General features: G+C 71.8%; 18 protein-coding genes. 7 read left to right on the forward strand and 11 right to left on the reverse strand.

Annotation, left to right across the window (positions count from 1 at the left end; all coding sequences use genetic code 11):
* Positions 1 to 132: 132 nt before the first annotated feature.
* Positions 133 to 1,248, reverse strand: coding sequence for an NADH:flavin oxidoreductase/NADH oxidase (locus tag ABZ370_RS19275; RefSeq protein WP_358622073.1), 1,116 nt, complete (start codon positions 1,246 to 1,248; stop codon positions 133 to 135).
* A gap of 128 nt (positions 1,249 to 1,376) precedes the next feature.
* Between ABZ370_RS19275 and ABZ370_RS19280 the strand changes: the two genes are divergently transcribed.
* Complete coding sequence (locus ABZ370_RS19280) at positions 1,377 to 1,742, forward strand: ArsR family transcriptional regulator (RefSeq protein WP_358622076.1); 366 nt, start codon at positions 1,377 to 1,379, stop codon at positions 1,740 to 1,742.
* A 29-nt stretch (positions 1,743 to 1,771) separates the two neighbouring features.
* On the opposite strand, the gene ABZ370_RS19285 is transcribed toward ABZ370_RS19280, so the two are convergent.
* Together ABZ370_RS19285 and ABZ370_RS19290 are read right to left on the reverse strand one after the other, a co-directional pair.
* The gene (locus tag ABZ370_RS19285) at positions 1,772 to 3,115 is read right to left on the reverse strand and encodes an FAD-dependent oxidoreductase (RefSeq protein WP_358622078.1); all 1,344 of its coding nucleotides are present in this window, start codon (positions 3,113 to 3,115) and stop codon (positions 1,772 to 1,774) included.
* 157 nt (positions 3,116 to 3,272) lie between these two features.
* The gene (locus ABZ370_RS19290; RefSeq protein ID WP_358622081.1) at positions 3,273 to 3,944 is read right to left on the reverse strand and encodes a DUF305 domain-containing protein; all 672 of its coding nucleotides are present in this window, start codon (positions 3,942 to 3,944) and stop codon (positions 3,273 to 3,275) included.
* Positions 3,945 to 4,083: 139 nt separating this feature from the next.
* Between ABZ370_RS19290 and ABZ370_RS19295 the strand changes: the two genes are divergently transcribed.
* Positions 4,084 to 5,568: a hypothetical protein gene (locus tag ABZ370_RS19295; protein ID WP_358622083.1), complete on the forward strand. Its 1,485-nt coding sequence runs from the start codon at positions 4,084 to 4,086 to the stop codon at positions 5,566 to 5,568.
* Between the two features lie 29 nt (positions 5,569 to 5,597).
* Here the strand turns inward: ABZ370_RS19295 and ABZ370_RS19300 are convergent, their stop codons facing one another.
* The 3 genes from ABZ370_RS19300 to ABZ370_RS19310 form a co-directional block, all read right to left on the reverse strand.
* Positions 5,598 to 6,242: a helix-turn-helix domain-containing protein gene (locus tag ABZ370_RS19300; protein ID WP_358622086.1), complete on the reverse strand. Its 645-nt coding sequence runs from the start codon at positions 6,240 to 6,242 to the stop codon at positions 5,598 to 5,600.
* A 144-nt stretch (positions 6,243 to 6,386) separates the two neighbouring features.
* A complete protein-coding gene (locus ABZ370_RS19305; protein ID WP_358622088.1) occupies positions 6,387 to 7,262 on the reverse strand; it encodes a LysR family transcriptional regulator in 876 nt (291 codons plus the stop codon).
* 220 nt (positions 7,263 to 7,482) lie between these two features.
* Positions 7,483 to 8,859, reverse strand: coding sequence for an IS1380 family transposase (locus ABZ370_RS19310; protein ID WP_358622091.1), 1,377 nt, complete (start codon positions 8,857 to 8,859; stop codon positions 7,483 to 7,485).
* Between the two features lie 136 nt (positions 8,860 to 8,995).
* On the opposite strand from ABZ370_RS19310, the gene ABZ370_RS19315 reads away from it, so the two are divergent.
* Positions 8,996 to 9,898 carry an EamA family transporter gene (locus ABZ370_RS19315; protein ID WP_358622094.1) on the forward strand — a complete coding sequence of 301 codons (903 nt, stop codon included), beginning with the start codon at positions 8,996 to 8,998 and terminating at the stop codon, positions 9,896 to 9,898.
* A gap of 15 nt (positions 9,899 to 9,913) precedes the next feature.
* Here the strand turns inward: ABZ370_RS19315 and ABZ370_RS19320 are convergent, their stop codons facing one another.
* From ABZ370_RS19320 to ABZ370_RS19330, 3 genes are all read right to left on the reverse strand, one after another.
* Positions 9,914 to 11,269 carry a phosphatase PAP2 family protein gene (locus ABZ370_RS19320; protein ID WP_358622095.1) on the reverse strand — a complete coding sequence of 452 codons (1,356 nt, stop codon included), beginning with the start codon at positions 11,267 to 11,269 and terminating at the stop codon, positions 9,914 to 9,916.
* A 160-nt stretch (positions 11,270 to 11,429) separates the two neighbouring features.
* Positions 11,430 to 12,578, reverse strand: coding sequence for a DUF6596 domain-containing protein (locus ABZ370_RS19325; RefSeq protein WP_358622287.1), 1,149 nt, complete (start codon positions 12,576 to 12,578; stop codon positions 11,430 to 11,432).
* Between the two features lie 8 nt (positions 12,579 to 12,586).
* Entirely contained in the window at positions 12,587 to 12,994 is a 408-nt protein-coding gene (locus ABZ370_RS19330; protein WP_358622098.1) for a YciI family protein, read from the reverse strand.
* 249 nt (positions 12,995 to 13,243) lie between these two features.
* On the opposite strand from ABZ370_RS19330, the gene ABZ370_RS19335 reads away from it, so the two are divergent.
* Both ABZ370_RS19335 and ABZ370_RS19340 read left to right on the forward strand, forming a co-directional pair.
* Complete coding sequence (locus ABZ370_RS19335) at positions 13,244 to 14,485, forward strand: MFS transporter (RefSeq protein ID WP_358622100.1); 1,242 nt, start codon at positions 13,244 to 13,246, stop codon at positions 14,483 to 14,485.
* Between the two features lie 81 nt (positions 14,486 to 14,566).
* Entirely contained in the window at positions 14,567 to 14,767 is a 201-nt protein-coding gene (locus ABZ370_RS19340) for a hypothetical protein (protein WP_358622102.1), read from the forward strand.
* Between the two features lie 55 nt (positions 14,768 to 14,822).
* On the opposite strand, the gene ABZ370_RS19345 is transcribed toward ABZ370_RS19340, so the two are convergent.
* Together ABZ370_RS19345 and ABZ370_RS19350 are read right to left on the reverse strand one after the other, a co-directional pair.
* On the reverse strand, positions 14,823 to 15,431 hold the full coding sequence (locus ABZ370_RS19345) for a molybdopterin-dependent oxidoreductase (protein ID WP_358622105.1): 609 nt from the start codon (positions 15,429 to 15,431) through the stop codon (positions 14,823 to 14,825).
* Positions 15,432 to 15,522: 91 nt separating this feature from the next.
* Positions 15,523 to 15,942 (reverse strand): TOBE domain-containing protein, encoded by a 420-nt coding sequence (locus ABZ370_RS19350; protein WP_358622107.1) that lies wholly within the window; start codon positions 15,940 to 15,942, stop codon positions 15,523 to 15,525.
* A gap of 198 nt (positions 15,943 to 16,140) precedes the next feature.
* On the opposite strand from ABZ370_RS19350, the gene ABZ370_RS19355 reads away from it, so the two are divergent.
* On the forward strand, positions 16,141 to 17,340 hold the full coding sequence (locus ABZ370_RS19355; protein ID WP_358622110.1) for a molybdopterin molybdotransferase MoeA: 1,200 nt from the start codon (positions 16,141 to 16,143) through the stop codon (positions 17,338 to 17,340).
* A 74-nt stretch (positions 17,341 to 17,414) separates the two neighbouring features.
* On the forward strand, positions 17,415 to 18,074 hold the full coding sequence (locus ABZ370_RS19360) for a hypothetical protein (protein ID WP_358622112.1): 660 nt from the start codon (positions 17,415 to 17,417) through the stop codon (positions 18,072 to 18,074).
* Positions 18,075 to 18,105 lie beyond the last annotated feature (31 nt).

Genomic DNA, 18,105 nt, shown 5'->3' on the forward strand with positions numbered 1-18,105 from the left:
ACTCCTTGGGACGTAGGGAGAGGTGAGGGGCGAAGAGGGTGATGAGGGACGTGTCCGACATCACAGAGTCTGCACCCCACCACTGACAACGGCCCAGGGGCGTGTCTTCCCGCAGGTGGGAGCGGGGGTGTCTCAGGCGCGCGCGTACTGCGGCGGGACCGGCGCGTCCCCGCCCAGCTCGCGCGCGGCGCGCCGCGCCCAGTACGGGTCGCGCAGCAGCTCACGGCCGAGCAGTACCGCGTCCGCCTCCCCGGCCGCCACGATCTTCTCGGCCTGCTCCGGCTCGGTGATCAGCCCGACCGCGCCGACCGGCAGCCCGGTCTCGGCCCGGACGCGTGACGCGAACGGCACCTGGTAGCCCGGGCCCACCGGGATCGGGACCCGGGTCGCGTTGCCGCCGCTGGAGACATCCAGCAGATCGACGCCGTGCGCCCGCAGCTCCGCGGCCAGCCGTACGGTCTCGTCGACCGTCCAGCCGTCCCGCTCACCGGCGTCCGCGTTCCGGTCCCGGCGGGTCTCGGTGAGCCAGTCGGTGGCGGAGATCCGGAAGAACAGCGGCAGCTCGTCCGGCCACACCGCGCGCACCGCGTCCACGACCCGGAGGGCGAACCGCGTCCGGTTCTCAAACGATCCGCCGTACTCGTCGGTGCGGTGGTTGCTGTACGGCGAAAGGAACTCGCCGATCAGATAGCCGTGGGCGCCGTGGATCTCGGCGACCTCGAAGCCCGCTGCCAGCGCGCGCCGCGCCGCGTCCGCGAACTGATCCACGATCTCGTCGATCCGCTCGGTGGTCAGCTCCTCCGGGACCGGGTGGCCGGTGTCGAACGGCACCGGGCTGGGTCCGAGCACCGGCCGCCAGCCCTGCTCCCCGGCCCCGAGCGGCCCGCCGCCCCGCCACGGCCGGTCGGTCGATCCCTTGCGCCCGGCATGGGCGAGCTGGACGCCGGGCGTCGTGCCGCGCTCCTTGAGGAACGCGGTGATCGGGCGGAACGCCTCGACCTGGGTGTCGTTCCAGATGCCCAGGTCCGCCGGGCTGATCCGGCCCTCGGGGCTCACCGCGGTCGCCTCGACGAGGATCAGCCCGGTGCCGCCGGTGGCGCGCGAGGTGTAGTGGGAGAAGTGCCAGGGGCCGGGCGCCCCCGCGTCCGGCCCCGAGGCCTCGGCGGAGTACTGGCACATCGGCGCCATCCAGATCCGGTTCGGGATGGTCAGCGAGCGCAGGGAAAGGGGCGTGAAGAGGGTGCTCACGGCAGGCTCCGTATCAGGTTTCCACCAGGGATACCTAGTACGATAGGCGTCGTAGTACGGTGGATGTCAAACTACGAGAAGCTTCGTACAATGGTGGGTCCGGAACGACGCGACGAGGAGCAGCAGTCGTGCAGACGCAGACCACACCTCAGGCGCAGGCGCCGGGCCGTTCGCTGGAGCATCCGCGGCGCCAGGACATCCGGCTGGAGGACGTGCTCCACGCGCTGTCCGACCCCATGCGGCTGCGGGTCGTGCGCACCCTCGCCGAGGAGAGCTGCGACCTGTCCTGTTCGGTCTTCGACCTGCCCGTGAGCAAATCGACCACCACCCACCACTTCCGCGTGCTGCGCGAATGCGGCGTGATCAATCAGATCTACCGGGGCACCGCCAAGATGAACGCCCTGCGCCGGGCGGACCTGGACGCGCTGTTCCCCGGACTGCTCGACAGCGTCCTGGCCGCCGCCGCCCGCCAGGACGACCGGGCGGACGGCTGAGGCGGACACCCCCCTGGACCCGCGCCGGTTCAGCCCTCCCCGCGTGCCGCGCCCAGCAGTTCCGTCCACTCCGGGATCTTCACCCTCGTACGGCCCAGCGCCTCCCCGAGCGTGGCCTCCGCCGCCTCGATCCGCAGCCAGCCGGTCCACTCGACCGGCTCCACACCCGCCGCGCGCAGCGCGGCGCGAGGGTCCTCGGCCACCGGCCGCGCCGCCAGGGCGTCCGCGTCGGCGAGCAGCGAGGCGATCGTCTCCTTGGCGCACGGACGGTTGGTGCCGATCACCCCGGTCGGCCCGCGCTTGATCCACCCCGCCACGTATTCGCCGGGCGCGGGCACCCCGCCGCGCAGCACCCGCCCCGCCGCGTTCGGCACGGTGCCCCGCCGCTCGTCGAACGGCAGCCCCGGCAGCGGCACACCCCGGTAGCCCACCGACCGCAGCACCAGCTGCGCCGGGATGTCCTCGAAGACGCCCGTGCCCGCCACCCCGCCCCGCCCGTCCGGCGCGGTCCGCTCGAACCGCACGGCGCGCACCGCGCCCTCGCCGAGCAGCGCCGCGGGCCGCAGGAAGAAGCGCAGATGGATACGGCGCGGACGGCCCATGGGCGCGCGCCGCGCCCAGTCGCGCAGCACCTCGACGTTGCGACGGTTGGCCGCGGGCAGCTCCGAGGGGTCGCCGTACGCCGGGTCCAGCGCCAGCTCCTCGGGCTCCACGAGCACATCGGCACCGGTCAGCGAACCCAGCTCGCGCAGCTCCTTGGTGGTGAACTTCGCCTGCGACGGGCCGCGACGGCCGACCACATGGACATCGGCGACCCGGCTGTCGGCGAGCGCACCCAGGGCCAGGTGGGGGACGTCGGTGGGCCGCAGCTCCTCCGCCCCGCGGGCCAGGATGCGCGCCACGTCCACCGCGACATTGCCGACCCCGACGACGACGGCGGAGCGCGCGCCGAGCGCGAAGGCGTCGCCGGGGGCGTCCGGATGGGCGCTGTACCAGGAGACGAAATCGGTGGCGGAGCAACTGCCGGGCAGCTCCTCACCGGGCACGCCGAGCCGCCGGTCGGTCGCCGCGCCCACGCAGTAGACCACCGCGTGGTAGAGCCCGAGCAGCCGCTGCGGCACCAGCGGCGGGGGACCCACGTGCACATTGCCGAGGAAGCTCACCCGTGGGTGCTCCAGGACCGCGCGCAGGGTGTTCTGCAGCGACTTGATCTTCTCGTGGTCGGGCGCGACGCCGTAGCGCACCAGCCCGTACGGGCAGGGCAGCCGGTCCAGCACATGCACCGACACCTCGGGTACGGCCTGCTGCTGGACGAGTGCCTGGGCGGCGTAAACGCCGCTCGGCCCCGATCCCACGACGGCGACGCGAAGCACGGAGGAGCTCCTTCCGCAGGCTGTCTCCAGCATCGCACCCGGCGGGCGGCGGTGTCCGGCACCACGCGCCGGACGAGAACTCACGCCACCCGCTCACGCCACCGGCTCCTGCTCCCCGCTCACGCCACCCGCTCGCGCCCTCGCTCACGGCGCTCGCTCACCTCACGAGCCGCATCCGGCGGATCTCGCTGGTCTGCTGTGCGATGACATCGGCGGCCATCTCCTCCACTCGGATGTTGTTCCCCCGGCCCAGTACATCCGTGGCCATGGAGACCGCGCCCCGGTGGTGGGCGATCATCAGCTTGAGGAAGAGCCTGTCGAAGCTCGCGCCCTCGGCGGCGCGGAGCGCGTCCAGCTGCTTCGGCGTCGCCATGCCGGGCATGTCCGCCATCCCGCCGTGGTCGTGCCCGCCCTTCGCCGCGCCGCCGGTGGTCTGCTGCCAGCCCCGCATCGCGTCGATCTCCGGCCCCTGCGCCGCCGCGATGCGCTCGGCGATCCGTCTGACCTTGGCCGATCTCGCGCGGTCCGGGGCCAGGTCGGTCATGACCAGGGCCTGCTGATGGTGCTCGATCATCATCGCGACGTACGCGCGGTCTGCGGCGTTGGGGGAGTCGTCGTCGCCCGCCTTCGCCGCCTCCTCGGCCGACAGCGTCTTCGCCGCCTCGCCCGGCCGCCCCGGGGCGATCACCGCGGGCTTACCGTCCTGCCCCTTCCCGGTGTCCTGCCTGCCGCCCTCCGGCTCACAGCCGGTGAGGGCGAGCGTCACGGCGGCGGCCGTCGCCACAAACGCGAGAGATGCGGCGTGAAGCCTCGTACGCCGGTGCAACACCGTTGCCTCCAGGGGAAGTCGGGATTTTGTTGACGACTATGTTGCCGCCTGTTGTGGTGTACATGAGAGGCGCGATACTGCCCACGTCCAATGAACCGTTCAACTCCGAGCGGGAACAAGGGACGTAAGGGAGGACGCAGTGAAGCCGTGGGAAAGATCCCCGCAGCGGCGCAGATACCTCGGTGCGGCCGTAGCCGCCTTCGGCCTGGTGGCCTCGTTGCTGGCGGTGAGCCCCGCCGCCGCGACACCGGACCCCGGTGACGCGCCGAGCAGCGGGCGGGTGACGAGCAGTCAGGCAGCCGACGACACCAGGGCAGCCATCGAGAGCGGCGAGATCCCCGGGGTGGACGAGATCGTTCACAGCGACAACGTCAGTCACCTCACCAACATCCCCAAGCAGGACCTCAAGGGAACCAACTCGGACCTCGCCTTCCAGGGCGAGTACGCCTTCGCGGGCAACTACGACGGCTTCGTCATCTACGACATCAGCCGTCCGAAGCGGCCGCGGATCGTCAGTCAGGTGCTCTGCCCCGGTTCGCAGAACGACGTATCGGTCTCCGGGGACCTGCTCTTTCTCTCCACCGACTCCTCGCGCAGCGACAACTCCTGCAACAGCACCACGCAGCCCGCCACCGAGAAGTCCTCGTGGGAGGGCATGAAGGTCTTCGACATCAGCGACAAGCGCAACCCGCGGTACGTCGCCGCCGTCGAGACCTCATGCGGTTCGCACACCCACACCCTGGCGCCCGACCGCAAGAACGTCTACGTCTACGTCTCCTCGTACTCCCCCAGCGAGACCTTCCCGGACTGCCGGCCCCCGCACGACGGCATCTCCGTCATCAAGGTGCCCCGCAAGGCGCCCGAGAAGGCCGCGGTCATCGACTTCCCCGTCCTCTTCCCGGACGGCGGCAACCCCGGCGGCACCACCAACCCGGGCGTCTCCCAGACCACCGGCTGCCATGACCTCACCACCTTCCCCAAGCTGAAGCTGGCGGCGGGCGCGTGCATGGGTGACGGCATCCTGCTGGACATCGCCGACCCCGCGAAGCCACGGGTCATCGACCGGGTCGAGGACAACGTCAACTTCGCGTTCTGGCACTCGGCGACCTTCAACGAGCGCGGCAACAAGGTCGTGTTCACCGATGAGCTGGGCGGTGGCGTCGCCGCGACCTGCGACGAAGCGACCGGCTCGACGCGCGGGGCCGACGGCATCTACGACATCACCGGCAAGGGCGACAAGCGGAAGTTGGTGTTCCGGGGCTACTACAAGATCCCGCGCCACCAGGCCGCCACCGAGAACTGCGTCGCCCACAACGGTTCGCTGATCCCCGTCAAGGGCCGCGACATCATGGTCCAGGCGTGGTACCAGGGCGGCGTGTCCATCTGGGACTTCACCGACTCCACCCGCCCCAAGGAGATCGGCTACTTCGAGCGCGGCCCGGTCTCCGCCGACACACTCGTCACCGGCGGCTCCTGGTCCGCGTACTACTACAACGGCTACATCTACTCGAACGACATCACCAAGGGCTTCGACGTCCTGAAGATCGACGACCGGCGCACGGACAGCGCCCGGTCGGTGCGGCTGCGCGAGCTGAACGTCCAGACGCAGCCGGACTACCGCTGACCGGCTGACCTACAGACCGGCCAGATCGCTCAGACCGGCTGATCGCTCTCCGGTGTCCCGCCGGGCGGTTCCCCGCCCGGCGGGACACCCAGCTCCCAGTCCAGCCCGTAGCGCTGGAACAGTTCCCTCCGCAGCCGCTCGGGCTCCATCGGCGCCCCCGGCAGCAGCACCGCGACCACCGCGCCCATCAACAGCGCCCGCAGCAGCCGGTAGTCGGCCTCCGGGTCCCGGGCGCCGTAGCGGGTCACCGTCTCGCGCAGCAGGGCGGCCAGCATCTGCTGCTCCGGGCACTGGATGAACCCGTCCGCCATGAGGATGCCCGCCATATGCGTACGCATCAGCCGCGGTTGGTCCCGGGCGAGCCCCAGGATCGCGTCGATCGCGCGGGCCAGCAGCTCGCGCCCCGCGTCCTCGCCCTCCGGGCGCGGCTCACGCTCCAGGGCCCTGGCCAGTTCCAGGTGCATCAGCCGGTGCACGGCGGTCTGCAGCAGCTGGCGCTTGCCCGGGAAGTAGTACGAGACCAGGCCGCGGGCGGCCCCCGCCCGGTCGGCGATGTCGGCGAGCGTCGTCGCCTCGTAGCCGCGCTCACCGACCAGTTCGACCGTCGCCTGTAACAGACGGGCCTGGGAGCGGCGGCGCAACTCCTCATTGACCGACGGGCTGCGGGGGGACATGCTGTAACTCCTGCGTTGGCTGGCTGCGAGCCAATATACTCAGGCGGCGAGATGCTGTCCGGCGATCTTTCGAGGATGGCTTGTTACCTCCGCCGGTTCGGGCGACGCGGGGGATCGTCCGAACCGGCGGTGTCCGTTTCGAGCTCATGGCGTTCCGGCCGTCCGATCGGCGGCGATGACCTGGTGGGCGAGTGCCACCAGGTCCGGGATGGCCGGATGCCCCAGCCCCTCGCGCCAGGCCAGGACGACGGGAATGGCCGGTGCGTCCGCGAGCGGGCGGAAGGCCAGCGAGGGGTGGGTGTGATGACTCGGGGTGGCCGAGGTGGAGATTCCCACCGCGCGGCCCGCCGCGATGGCGATCAGCCACTCGTCGGTGTTGGTCACCTCGATGGTCGCGACCGGCCGGGCCGCCGGCGGCCACAGGTCCATCGTGGTGGTGCCGGAGACGGTGTTGAGTGCGATCGGATGGGCGGCGAGGTCCGCCAGGGTCACCCGGGGGAGAGCCGCCAGGGGGCTGTCCACGGGCATGACCACCACCCGCTCCTCCGACATCAGTGACTCCGTACGGAGTCCGGCCGCGGTGACCTCGCCGCGCAGCAGGGCCGCGTCGACCTTCCCCTGGGTGAGGCCCGCGGTGCGGTCGTCGATGCGCAGCAGCTCCAGCGGAGTGCCGGGGTGGGTCTCGTCCCAGCGGCGCAGCAGCGGGACGGTGTGGTCGCCGAGTGCCGCCCAGGGATGGCCCAGCCGCAGGGGTCGGCTTCGCAGGCCCCGGGGGTCGAGGGCGGTCTCGACGGCGGCCAGGGCGGCGCGGGCCTTGTCGCGGAACGTATGGCCCTCCGCGGTCAGCTCCAGGTGATGCGTGGAGCGGTCGACGAGCCGGGCGCCGAAGTGATCCTCCAGCTGGCGCAGCGTGCGCGAGAGCGCGGGCTGGCTCAGGGGGAGACGGGCGGCGGCACGGGTGACGTTGCCCTCCTCGGCGATGGCGAGGAAGGCGCGCAGATGCCGCAGCTCGATGGTCATGCCCGAGAAGCATAACCGCAGGGAATTCCGCATTTCCCACGGCGTGGGCCGGGTCCTTAGCCTCGAAGTTTCGTGACGGTCCGCCGACGGAGTCGGTGGACCGTTTTCGTGCTGTGGGCTGAGGCTGTGCAGGCCGAAGACCCGAGTTTCGCCTCGGAGTGGCGCCGGATTCCACTGCTCCGGGTGTTGAGGTGCTGTCGAAGGGATGAGAATTCGATGGTCAGCCGGGGTCGGTCAGCCGGGTGAGCCGGTCGAGGGCTGCGGTGATGTGAGCGGTCCAGGGCCAGTGCCGGGCCAGGCGGAGGATTCGCCGACGGCCGGTGGTCACGAGTTGTCCGGCCGCGGTGAACAGGCGGAGCCGTAGTCGGCGGGGCTCCCAGAGACGGGCCTTGCCGGTGAGGGCGAGCATCGGCATCCAGGCCAGCAGGTCGAGAGCGATCTGCACGATCTCCAGCCAGATCCGGTTCTGGGCGGTCCGGTGCAGAGGGAGATTCCGCAGGCCGGTGGCCCGGGCGGCGCGGATGCGGTCCTCGGCCCGGGCCCGCAGCCGGTGACGGAGCTCGAGTTCGGCGATCGGCGGGCCCAAGGTGTTGGTGGCGAAACAGGTCAGCCGCATGCCGTCCGCATCCGTGAGCCGCAACTGGGCCCCGGGATGCGGTCGTTCCTTCCTGACGATCAGTCGCATGCCCGTGGGCCAGCCGTCCAGGACGTCGCCGGTGAGTTCAGCGACCCAGGCCCCGTCACGGATCTCGCCGTCCGCCTCGACGGCCGCCGTCCAGGCCGATGCCGGAACCTTCAGCACATGCTGGTGAATCGCCTCGGTGATCACCATGCCGACCGAGTAGGACAGCCACCGTCCCCGCTGAGCGAGCCAGGCGACGAAGTCGTGGGTGCCGCCCGCGGAATCGGTGCGGATCAGGGTCCGCCGCCCGCGCCGGTACTTCTTCGGTAGCTGGGCCAGGGCCAGTTGGGTGGCCGTGATGTGGTCGGTGGCCGTGTTCGATCCCGCGTTGCCTGGTCTGAGCAGGGCCGCGACCGGTTCACCCGTGCCGCCCGGTCCGTGGTCGACGAACCCCATCAGCGGGTGGTGTCCGTAGGTTCGCTTCCACGTGGGTGCGGCGTCCTCCTTGTCCGAGTGCGCGATCACCAGCACCCCGTCGAGGTCCACGGTCACCGTCCCGCCCGCATCAGGCGCTTCCCGGTCGGCCAACCGCCAGGCATGTCGGCGGACTTCAGCTCGCGCGGCACGGATAGCCCGCAGGGCCTTCTCTCCGGAGGCTGCGAGGGTGTCGATGAGGCGGGAGACCGTCGGGTCGGAGGCCACCGGCCCGAACACGGCGGGCTCGGCCCGCGGCATGCCGACATCCGCGAGGCAGTCCCCGCCCAGCGCGACCGCCAGGGCCACGTCCAGCAGGATCTTGCCCGGATCGTGCACCGCCCGGGCCTTCCTCCACGGCGTCAGCGCCGCTGATATCGCGGTGTCCAAGCCGGCCTTGCGGACGGTCTCGACCAGCAGCACGCCCCCGGCCTGCGAGACCACCGCCCGGCCGCCGCCCTCAATGCGGACACGCGGGTACGACCCGATACGCTTCTTCACCTGGAGAGTGCTTCTTTCCGTGCAGCCAACAGGACCCTAGACAAGTCCCATCGTTGCAGTTCAGGAGCACTCTCCGCTTATTTGATCAAGCATCGGACACCCCGCCTCGTGAAAGCGCGAGGTTAGCGTGAGGGTCATGAAATCCCCGGCGCCCAGCGCTTCCGCGACGACGTCCCCTCCTGTTCTCCTCCGTCACGCCCCCGGCCGCGGCTCTCTGGGCGGCGTCGGCCTGGTGCTGGCCGGCTCCGTGTCCGTGCAGTTCGGGGCGGCGTTCGCCGCGCTGCTGTTCCCCCGGGCCGGGGCGCTGGGCACGGTCGCGCTGCGGGTGACGATGGCCGCGTTGCTGCTGCTGGCGATCACCCGGCCCCGGCTGCGCGGATACACGTGCACCGACTGGGCCGTGGTCTGCGGGTTCGGCGTGGCCCTCGGCGGCATGAACATCCTCTTCTACCAGGCGATCGACCGCGTCCCCCTGGGGACGGCGGTCACGATCGAAGTCCTCGGCCCGCTGCTGCTGTCGGTCGTCGCCTCGCGCCGCGCCGTCAGCCTGCTGTGGGCCGGTCTCGCCCTGGCCGGGGTGTTTCTGCTGGGCCACGGTGGCTTCGGCCAGCTCAACGCCGCGGGCGTGGCCTTCGCGCTCGGCGCCGGGGTGATGTGGGCGGCGTACATCGTGCTCAACGCCCGCGCCGGGGCCCGCTTCCCGAGGCTGGACGGCCTGGCGATCGCGATGTCCGTCGCCGCGCTGGTCAGCCTGCCGCTGGGCATCGGGGCATCGGGCGGGGCACTGCTGGAACCGGTGGCACTCGGCCTGGGTCTGGCGATCGCGGTGATGAGCTCGGGCGTCCCCTACACCCTGGAACTGCTCGCCCTGCGTCGCCTGCCCGCGGCGACCTTCGCGGTGCTGACGAGCCTGGCACCGGCCATCGCCGCGGTGGCGGGCTATCTGGTGCTGGACCAGGGGCTGTCGCTGCCGCAGTGCGCCGCGATCGCGATGGTGGTCGCGGCCAGCGCGGGCGCGGTACGCACGGGCAACCGCTGAGCCTTCCAGGCGGGGTCACGCCGGTTCGGGCTGTGGTTCCTTGGGCAGCGCCGGGGCGGGCTTCGGGTCCCACAGTCTGGTGGTCCGTACGTAGCCGTGGATCACCGAGGCCATCGCCAGAAGGAGAAGCGGTCCGAAGATCCACGGGTGTTCGGCCATCTCCACCGGCAGATAGCGATAGGCCACCAGGAGTGCGGCGAAGACCGCTGTGCCGTGGGCGACCAGTTGGATTCCCGCCCGGTCCCAGCCACGGGCGAGCGAGCGCAGGACTGTCTCGATCGTGATCGTGAACACCACACCGGCAATGAGATCGACGCCGTAGTGGTAGCCGAATCCCAGCGTCGCGCCGAGCGTGGCCATCAGCCAGAAGGTGCCCGCGAATCGCAGAATCCGCGGGCCCTGGCGGGAATGAATGAAGATCGCCGTGGCCCACGCGGTGTGCAGGCTGGGCATGCAGTTGCGCGGGGTGACCTCGTCGTAGAGCACCGGGTGCGGGGCACCGACCGGCGGGGGCGTGTGCGGCCACAGGTCGGCTATCGCCCAGTGCACACCGCCGGTGCCGAACGCGCCGCCGCCGTAGGCGAAGATCGGGCCGACCACCGGGAAGATCATGTAAACGGCCGGTCCGACCAGGCCGATGACCAGAAAGGTACGCACCAGGTGATGGCCCGGGAAGCGGCGCTCCACCGCCACGTTGCGCAGCTGGTAGGCGGCGACGAGGGCCGCGGCCACCGGGAGCTGGATGTAGACGTAGTCGAGGACATGGGCGCCGATCGGGCCGGTGGCCGCGACGATCCGGCCTGCCGCCCATGAGGGGCTGCCCAGCGCGTGATCGGCGGTCGCCAGGTACTGGTCGAGCACCATCGGACGGGTCTTCGACGTGACGAGCAGCCAGGTGTCGCCGATCTTGCGGCCCGCCACCAGCAGCAGACCCAGCCCGACGCCCTTCAGCAGCAGGACGCGTTCGCGGCCCGTGCGGCGGGTGACGGCGATGACCGCGTGGGCCAGGATCACCCACAACGCGCCGTTGCCGAAGGGGTGGCCGTCGGCCGCCTTCGCGTCGACCGCCCACCGCACCAGGAAGAAGACGGCGTCGATGCCGATCGCGGCCCCGACCGCGATGAGCCGTTGCCGCCGGGTGAGCACCACCATCATCAACGCCATACCGGCATACAGCATGAAGCCCGATTTGGGGGTGAATATCACCTCTCGCACCTGGTTGGTGATCGGCCCCGGCTGGCCGTAGCGGCGTGCGGCGATCTCCATTGCGATGAGGAATGCGAGGGTCGCCGCACCCGCCATGGCCCACAGAATCGCCCGTGGCTCACGCCACGCGGCGAAGGGAATTCTGCTGCTCATTCGCGAGAACATCCGCGATGGTATTCGTATCAATGGTGTGGCCGATTTGTGAGATGACGGTTGAGTGGATCAAAGGCGAGCGATGAGAGTACTCATCATGACTTCGATCATGTTATCGGAGCAGCGCGTCGAACAGCTGCGGGAAAGTCCCGGCGCGTCCCGGCGCGTCTCATCATCGCGACCGGCGGGCATTGAGCCGGGCGGCCTGACGCGTCAGATGGTCGCGCTCGGCGAGGTTGGGCGCCTTTTGGGCCGCCTCCGCGTACAGCCGGGCCGCCGTCGTCAGGTCGCCGTCGCGCTCGTGGAGGTACGCCGCCACCGCGGCGCGGCGGGGCAGACCGCTGTCGTCCAGCGCCGCGAGCGCCGCCAGACCGGCGCGCGGGCCGTCGGCCTCACCGACGGCCACCACGCGGTTGAGCCGGACGACCGGGCTGTCGGTCAGACGCACCAGCTCGTCGTACCACTCGACGATCTGCACCCAGTCGGTCTCCCCGGCGGCGGGTGCGTCGGCGTGGAGTGCCGCGATGGCGGCCTGGGCCTGGAACTCGCCCAACCGGTCACGGGCGAGGGCCGCTTGCAGGATCTCGACGCCCTCGGCGATCGACGCGGTGTCCCACCGGCCACGGTCCTGCTCGGCGAGCGGCACCAGGCTGCCGTCGGGCGCGGTCCGGGCGGCCCGCCGGGCGTGGTGGAGCAGCATGAGGGCGAGCAGCCCCGCCACCTCGGGGTGGTCGATCGCGGCCGCGACCTGGCGGGTGAGCCGGATGGCCTCGGCGGCGAGGTCGACGTCGCCCGAGTAGCCCTCGTTGAAGACCAGATAGAGGACGCGCAGTACGGTGGCGACGTCGCCGGGCTCGTCGAACCTTATGCCCGAGACGGTGCGCTTGGCCCGGCTGATGCGCTGCGCCATGGTCGCCTCGGGCACCAGGTAGGCCTGGGCGATCTGGCGCGTGGTCAGCCCGCCGACGGCGCGCAGCGTGAGCGCGACCGCCGACGACGGCGTCAGCGACGGGTGGGCGCACAGGAAGTAGAGCCGCAGCGTGTCGTCCACCGCGGGCGCGGACCCGGGCTCCGGCTCCTCGTCGACGAGGTCCTCCCGGCGGCGGCGGGCGGCGTCCGCCCGGGTCGCGTCGAGGAACCGCCGCCAGGCCACGGTGACCAGCCAGCCCTTGGGGTCGCGCGGGGTGTCGCCCGGCCAGACCCGGACCGCCTCGACCAGCGCGTCCTGCACGGCGTCCTCGGCCGCCGCGAAGGAGGCTCCGCGGCGGACGAGGATGGCGAGCACGCTCGGGGTGAGGCTCCGGAGCAGGGCCTCGTCCATCGACGAGGTCATTCCGTGACGGTGGGCGGAGCGGTCAGGAACGGGCGCAGCTCCAGCCACTCGTGGATCGGCTGCCCGCCCGCACCAGGGGCGGCCGACAGCTCCCCGGCCAGCTCGACGGCGCGCTCGTAGCTGTCGACGTCGATCACCATCCACCCGGCGATCAGGTCCTTGGTCTCGGCGAACGGTCCGTCGGTCACCGGCGGGCGGCCCGCGCCGTCGTACCGGACCCACGTCCCCTCGGGGGCGAGCGCCTGACCGTCGACGAACTCGCCGGTCCCCTCGAGCCGGTTCGCGAAGTCCTGCATGTACTGCACGTGGGCCGTGATCTCCTCCGGCTTCCACTGGGCCATCGGCACGTCGTTGACCGCTGCCGGGGCGCCGCGGTAGTGCTTCAGCAGCAGGTACTTGGCCATCGTGATTCTCCTCGGTGCTGGTGCGACCCCCATTGTGGTCGCGTTCACCCCGGGGACGGAGCCGATCACGGGTTCTCGACATCGTCATCCGAAGATTTTTTGGCGCCGGGTCTCCGGCGAGCCCGCGCGGACTCGGGCCGCGCAGGGAGGTCGGGCTTGTACCCCCGATAAGCACGGCCTTCCTCGTACGCGGCCACCACGGTCTTCTGGGGGACGAAAGCCCGAACCCGTCCCCTCTGGAGAACCACCATGACCACGCGAGGAGAAGTCCTCGACGCCCCCGGCGACATAGATGTGGACGAGCGCGAACGTGCGCCCGCCCGGCTGCCGCTCGTCATCCACGTGCTGGCGCTGGGCACCTTCCTGATGGGCACGACCGAGTTCGTCGTCGCGGGCCTGCTGCCGGAGATCGCGGGTGATCTGCGGGTGAGCGTGGCCCGGACCGGGCTGCTGATCACCGTCTTCGCCGTCGGGATGATCATCGGCGCGCCGCTGATGTCCATGCTCACGCTGCGGCTGCCCAGGCGGCTGACGCTGGTGCTCGCCCTGGGCGTCTTCGCCGCCGGTCATGTCATCGTCGCGCTCAGCTCCAGCTTCCCGCTGCTGCTGGCGGCGCGGTTCCTGACGGCGCTGGCGACCGGCGCGTTCTGGACGGTGGCCAATGTGGTGGCCTCCCGCGCCGCCGGGCCCGCCGCGAGCTCGCGTGCGGTGGGCGTCGTCGGCTCGGGCGCGATGCTCGCCAACGTCGTCGGCGTGCCGCTGGGCGCGTTCGCCGGACACCTCGCGAGCTGGCGGGGTCCCTTCTGGGCGCTCGCGGCCCTCGCGGCGGCCGCCATCGCCCTCATCGCCCGCCATGTCCCGCAGGACGGCCCTGACCAGCAGGCGGTGTCGATCCGGGCCGAGCTGTTCGCGCTGCGCTCCGGACACCTGTGGCTGACGCTGACGGCCTGCGCGACCACCACCGGCGGTGTGCTGTCGACGTACACCTACATCTCGCCGCTGCTGACCGACCGGGCGGGTGTCGCCGCCGGTCTCGTGCCGCTGGTGCTCGTCGGGTTCGGCGGTGGCGCCCTGATGGGCTTCCTCGTCGGGGGCCGTCTCGGCGACGTCCGCCCGTATGCGACGACCATCGCGGCGGCCGCGGTGACCACGGTCGTCCTGCTGGCGATCTGCCTGCTGTCGGACTTCGCCGCGCCCACGGTCGTGCTGGTCGCCCTGCTCGGGCTCTTCGGGCTCGGCGCCAATCCGGTGCTGATCTCCCTGGCCGTACGGTTCGCGGGCCGGGCTCCCACCCTGGGGTCCGCCCTGACCGTCTCGGCGTTCAACCTTGGTACCGCGGTGGGCTCGTCGATCGCCGGAGTCGCCCTCGACTCCACCCTCGGGGCCACCGGTCCTGCCATGATCGGCACCGGAATGGCCGCACTGACCCTGGTGCCCACGGTCGCCATCGCCCTCACCCGGCGCCGCGTCCGCCCCGCCGCTGCGCAGTGACGCCGAGCGCAACCGGGGGAGGATCGTCGCCGCCGCGCGCGCCGCGACGAGGCGTACGAGGCGTACGAGGCGTACGAGGCCATGGTGCGGCTCATCGGCCGGGCCAAGGCGACGAGCCGTCTGCGCGAGGACTTCGACCCCGCGGACCTGGTGCTGATGCACATGGCCAACGCCGGTGTCGTCAACGCCACGGGCGACGCCGCTCCCGATGCCTGGCGGCGCGTGGTCGCCCTGATGGTCCAGTCCTTCGAGGCTCCCGCTGCCCGACTCGCCGGAGCGTGACGCCCTCTACCGGGCCATGCTCCGCACCGGGCCGGGAGGCCCCAGGGCAATCCGGTTACTCGTGTTCCTGGTGGGCGTAGCGCTGTTCTTTCCAGGGGTCGCCGATGTTGTGGTAGCCGCGTTCCTCCCAGAAGCCGCGCCGGTCCTCGGTGAGGTACTCGATGGCGCGCAGCCACTTGGGGCTCTTGTAGCCGTACAGATGCGGCACGACCAGGCGCAGCGGGAAGCCGTGTTCGGCGGTGAGGTGTTCGCCGTTGTGGTGGGTGGCCAGGAGGGTTTCGGGGGCGGTGAAGTCGGCGAGGCGGAGGTTGGCGGCGTAGCCGTACTCAGCCCAGGCCATGACGTGGGTGACCTCCGGCGCCGGCGGGACCAGGTCCACGACGGCCGTCGCGGGGATTCCGTACCACTCGTGGCCGGTGGAGGTGGGGCCGGTCGCGCAGTGCAGATCGGCGGTGACGGTGGCGTACGGCAGGCCGGACAGTTCGTCGAACGTCCAGCTGTGCTCGGCGCCGGAGGCGGTGGTGCCGTGGACGCGCAGGTTCCAGCGCTCGGGGCGGAAGCGGGGGACGGGGCCGTAGTGCGAGACGGGCCATCCGCTCACGCGGCGCTGGCCGGGAGGGATGTGGCGGGGTGTGCCGGCGGTGCCGGAACGCTCACCTGCCACTGTCCGCTCCCCGCTGCCCCGCCGTTACGATCTCCCGGAACAGCGTAGGCGCTCGTACCGCGCGGCACCGACAGCGGGTCGCGGGGCCGGGTCAGGCGGTGGCCAGGGACACCTCGGTCGACTTGATCAGCGCGGTGACCGGGGAGCCGACGGTCAGGCCGAGCTCGCTGACGGCGTCCTTGGTGATGGCGGCGGTCAGTTCGGCGCCCTCGACGGTGACCTTGACGGAGGCCATCGCGGCGCCGACGGCGAGTCCGCTCACCGTGCCGGGCAGCCGGTTGCGGATGGACAGGCCGTTGACGGTGCCGGTGGCGAGGGATACTTCCGTGGATTTGACCAGGGCGTTCACGGCGGACCCGGTGGCGAGGCGGAGTTCTTCGACGGCGTCCAGGGTGATCGCCGAGGTGAGGTCCTGGCCGCCGTCGAGGTGGACCTTGACCGTGGCCATGGCCTCGCCGGGGGTGACGGCGGTGACGGTGCCGGGGAGCTGGTTGCGGATGCTCAGGCCCATGGGAACCTCACAGTCGATGGGGGATTCGCCAGTATTTACACCGTTTCATGATGATTATCGTAAGCGAGCACATGCGTTTGTGCGTCGAAGCCCGGATCGCGGAGCACACGGCGGCCCGGGGCGGAGCAGGGCGCACCGGCGCGCACCGGCAAGGTGACGGGTCGTCGAGGGTAATGGGCCGGTGGCACAGTGGGAGGCATGTCCCTCCTTGCCGCAGACCCGGCGACAGCCTCGTGCCGCGATGTGCCGTGGGCGCGGGCGCGGGAACTGGCCCACGCGGCCCCGCGTCCCGTGCCCGTACGCCACGTCCCGCTCGCGGAGGCCGCCGGGCTGACGCTGGCCGAGGAGCTGTGCACCCCGCAGCCGCTGCCCGGTTTCGACACCGCGGCCATGGACGGCTACGCCGTCGGCCCCGGGCCCGGCCCCTGGCGGCTGCGGGGCACGGTACGCGCGGGCGCCGACCCGGTGGGCGACGCGCTGGCGGCGGGGGAGGCGGTGGAGATCTCCACCGGCGCGCCCGTCCCGCCCGGTGCGCGCGGCGTGCTGCCGCTGGAGCACGCCCGGCGGGACGCGACGACGGTCCGCGGCCCCGCCCCGGCCGAGGACAAGCACATCCGGCGCGCGGGCGAGGACGCCCCGGCCGGTGCGTGCCTGGCCCCGCCCGGGACCCGGATCGGCCCCGCCCTCGTCGGGCTGGCCGCCGCCTGCGGCCACGACACCCTTCCCGTACGGCGCCGTCCCCGGGTGTGCGTCCTGGTCACCGGCGACGAGCTGATCCACACCGGGCCGCCCGGACCCGGACGCGTACGCGACGCGCTCGGCCCGCTGGTGCCCCCGCTGGTCGACGCCTTCGGCGGCGAGGTCACCGCCGTCCGCCACATCCCCGACCGTCCCGCCGGATCGCTGGCCACCGCCGTGCACACCACGCCGTACGAGGCGGACGTGGTCCTGGTGACCGGCTCCACCTCGGTCGGCGCCACCGACCAGTTGCGGGCACTGCTGGGCGGGAGCGGTGCCCGGTGGATCGTGGACATGGTCGCCTGCCGTCCCGGCCATCCCCAGCTGCTCGCCCAACTCCCGGACGGCCGCTGGATTCTGGGCCTGCCCGGCAACCCGTACGCAGCCCTCGCCGCCGCGTACACCCTGCTGGCCCCGCTCCTCGCGGGCCTGACCGGGCGCCCGTTGCCCGCCCTGCCCCATATCCCGCTGACCGGTGACATCCGTACCGCCCCGGGGCGCACCCGGCTCATCCCCGTCGTCTGGGACGGCGCCACCGCCCGGCCCGCCGGTGGCCACCGGCCCGCGTTCCTCCAGGGCGCCGCGCTGGCCGACGCGCTCGCCGCCGTACCCCCGAAGTGGCAGCCGGGCGAGGCCGTACCGCTGCTCCTGCTCTCCTGAACTCCCGTGTGCCGCGGTGGGAGTGGCAACCGCAGGCCGATCGCGAGGGCAGAGCGTGACCTAGGATCTTCGGCATGGCGAAGCGCGCGGTACACCGGCGGGCCCGGAAGGTTCTGGGCGAGGAGCCCGTGGCCCTGGTCTGGTGCGAGATCCGCAAGCCCATCCCCACGCCGCCCGAGGACGTGCACCGCGCCGCGGGCAAGGGGCGGCTGAAGCCCGGCCGTCACTGGCTGCTGTATGTCGGGGCCGTCGTGTTCTTCTTCGTCGTCATCCCGATGATGCTGATCGACAAGGTGGATGGCCTGTTCGACCCGCCCAGCCGTGGGCGTGGCCGTGGCCGGGCCGGCGGGCGCCGAAATGAGCCGCGCCGAGACGACCCGCGTCGGGACGACCCGGCCAACGGCGTCTTCGACGGCGACTGGAATCTGACCGCGGGCCAGCTGCTGCTGCGCTGGTACGGGCACTCGCCCAACCCCAAGCGTCTGGTCATGCTGGCCCGGGACCGTGTCTGCATCGCCACCTCCCCGCGTCGGCGGCTGTCGCCCACCAAGGCCGGTGATTTCCAGGCCGTCTCCGAGTTCTCCTTCGATGAGGTCCGTGTCGAGGGCGAGGCGGGCCAGCCGCGCGGATTCGCCACGTTCCGGCTCTGCTTCGCCGATGGCTCCTGGCTGGAGTTGGGACGGCTGGACGAAGCCGAGGACGCCGACCACTTCCTCCGTACCGTCGGCGGCTGAACCGGCCGCCTTCGGCGTCAGCTGTCCGTGT

This window comes from Streptomyces sp. NPDC005962 (assembly GCF_040629205.1).
Taxonomy (GTDB): domain Bacteria; phylum Actinomycetota; class Actinomycetes; order Streptomycetales; family Streptomycetaceae; genus Streptomyces.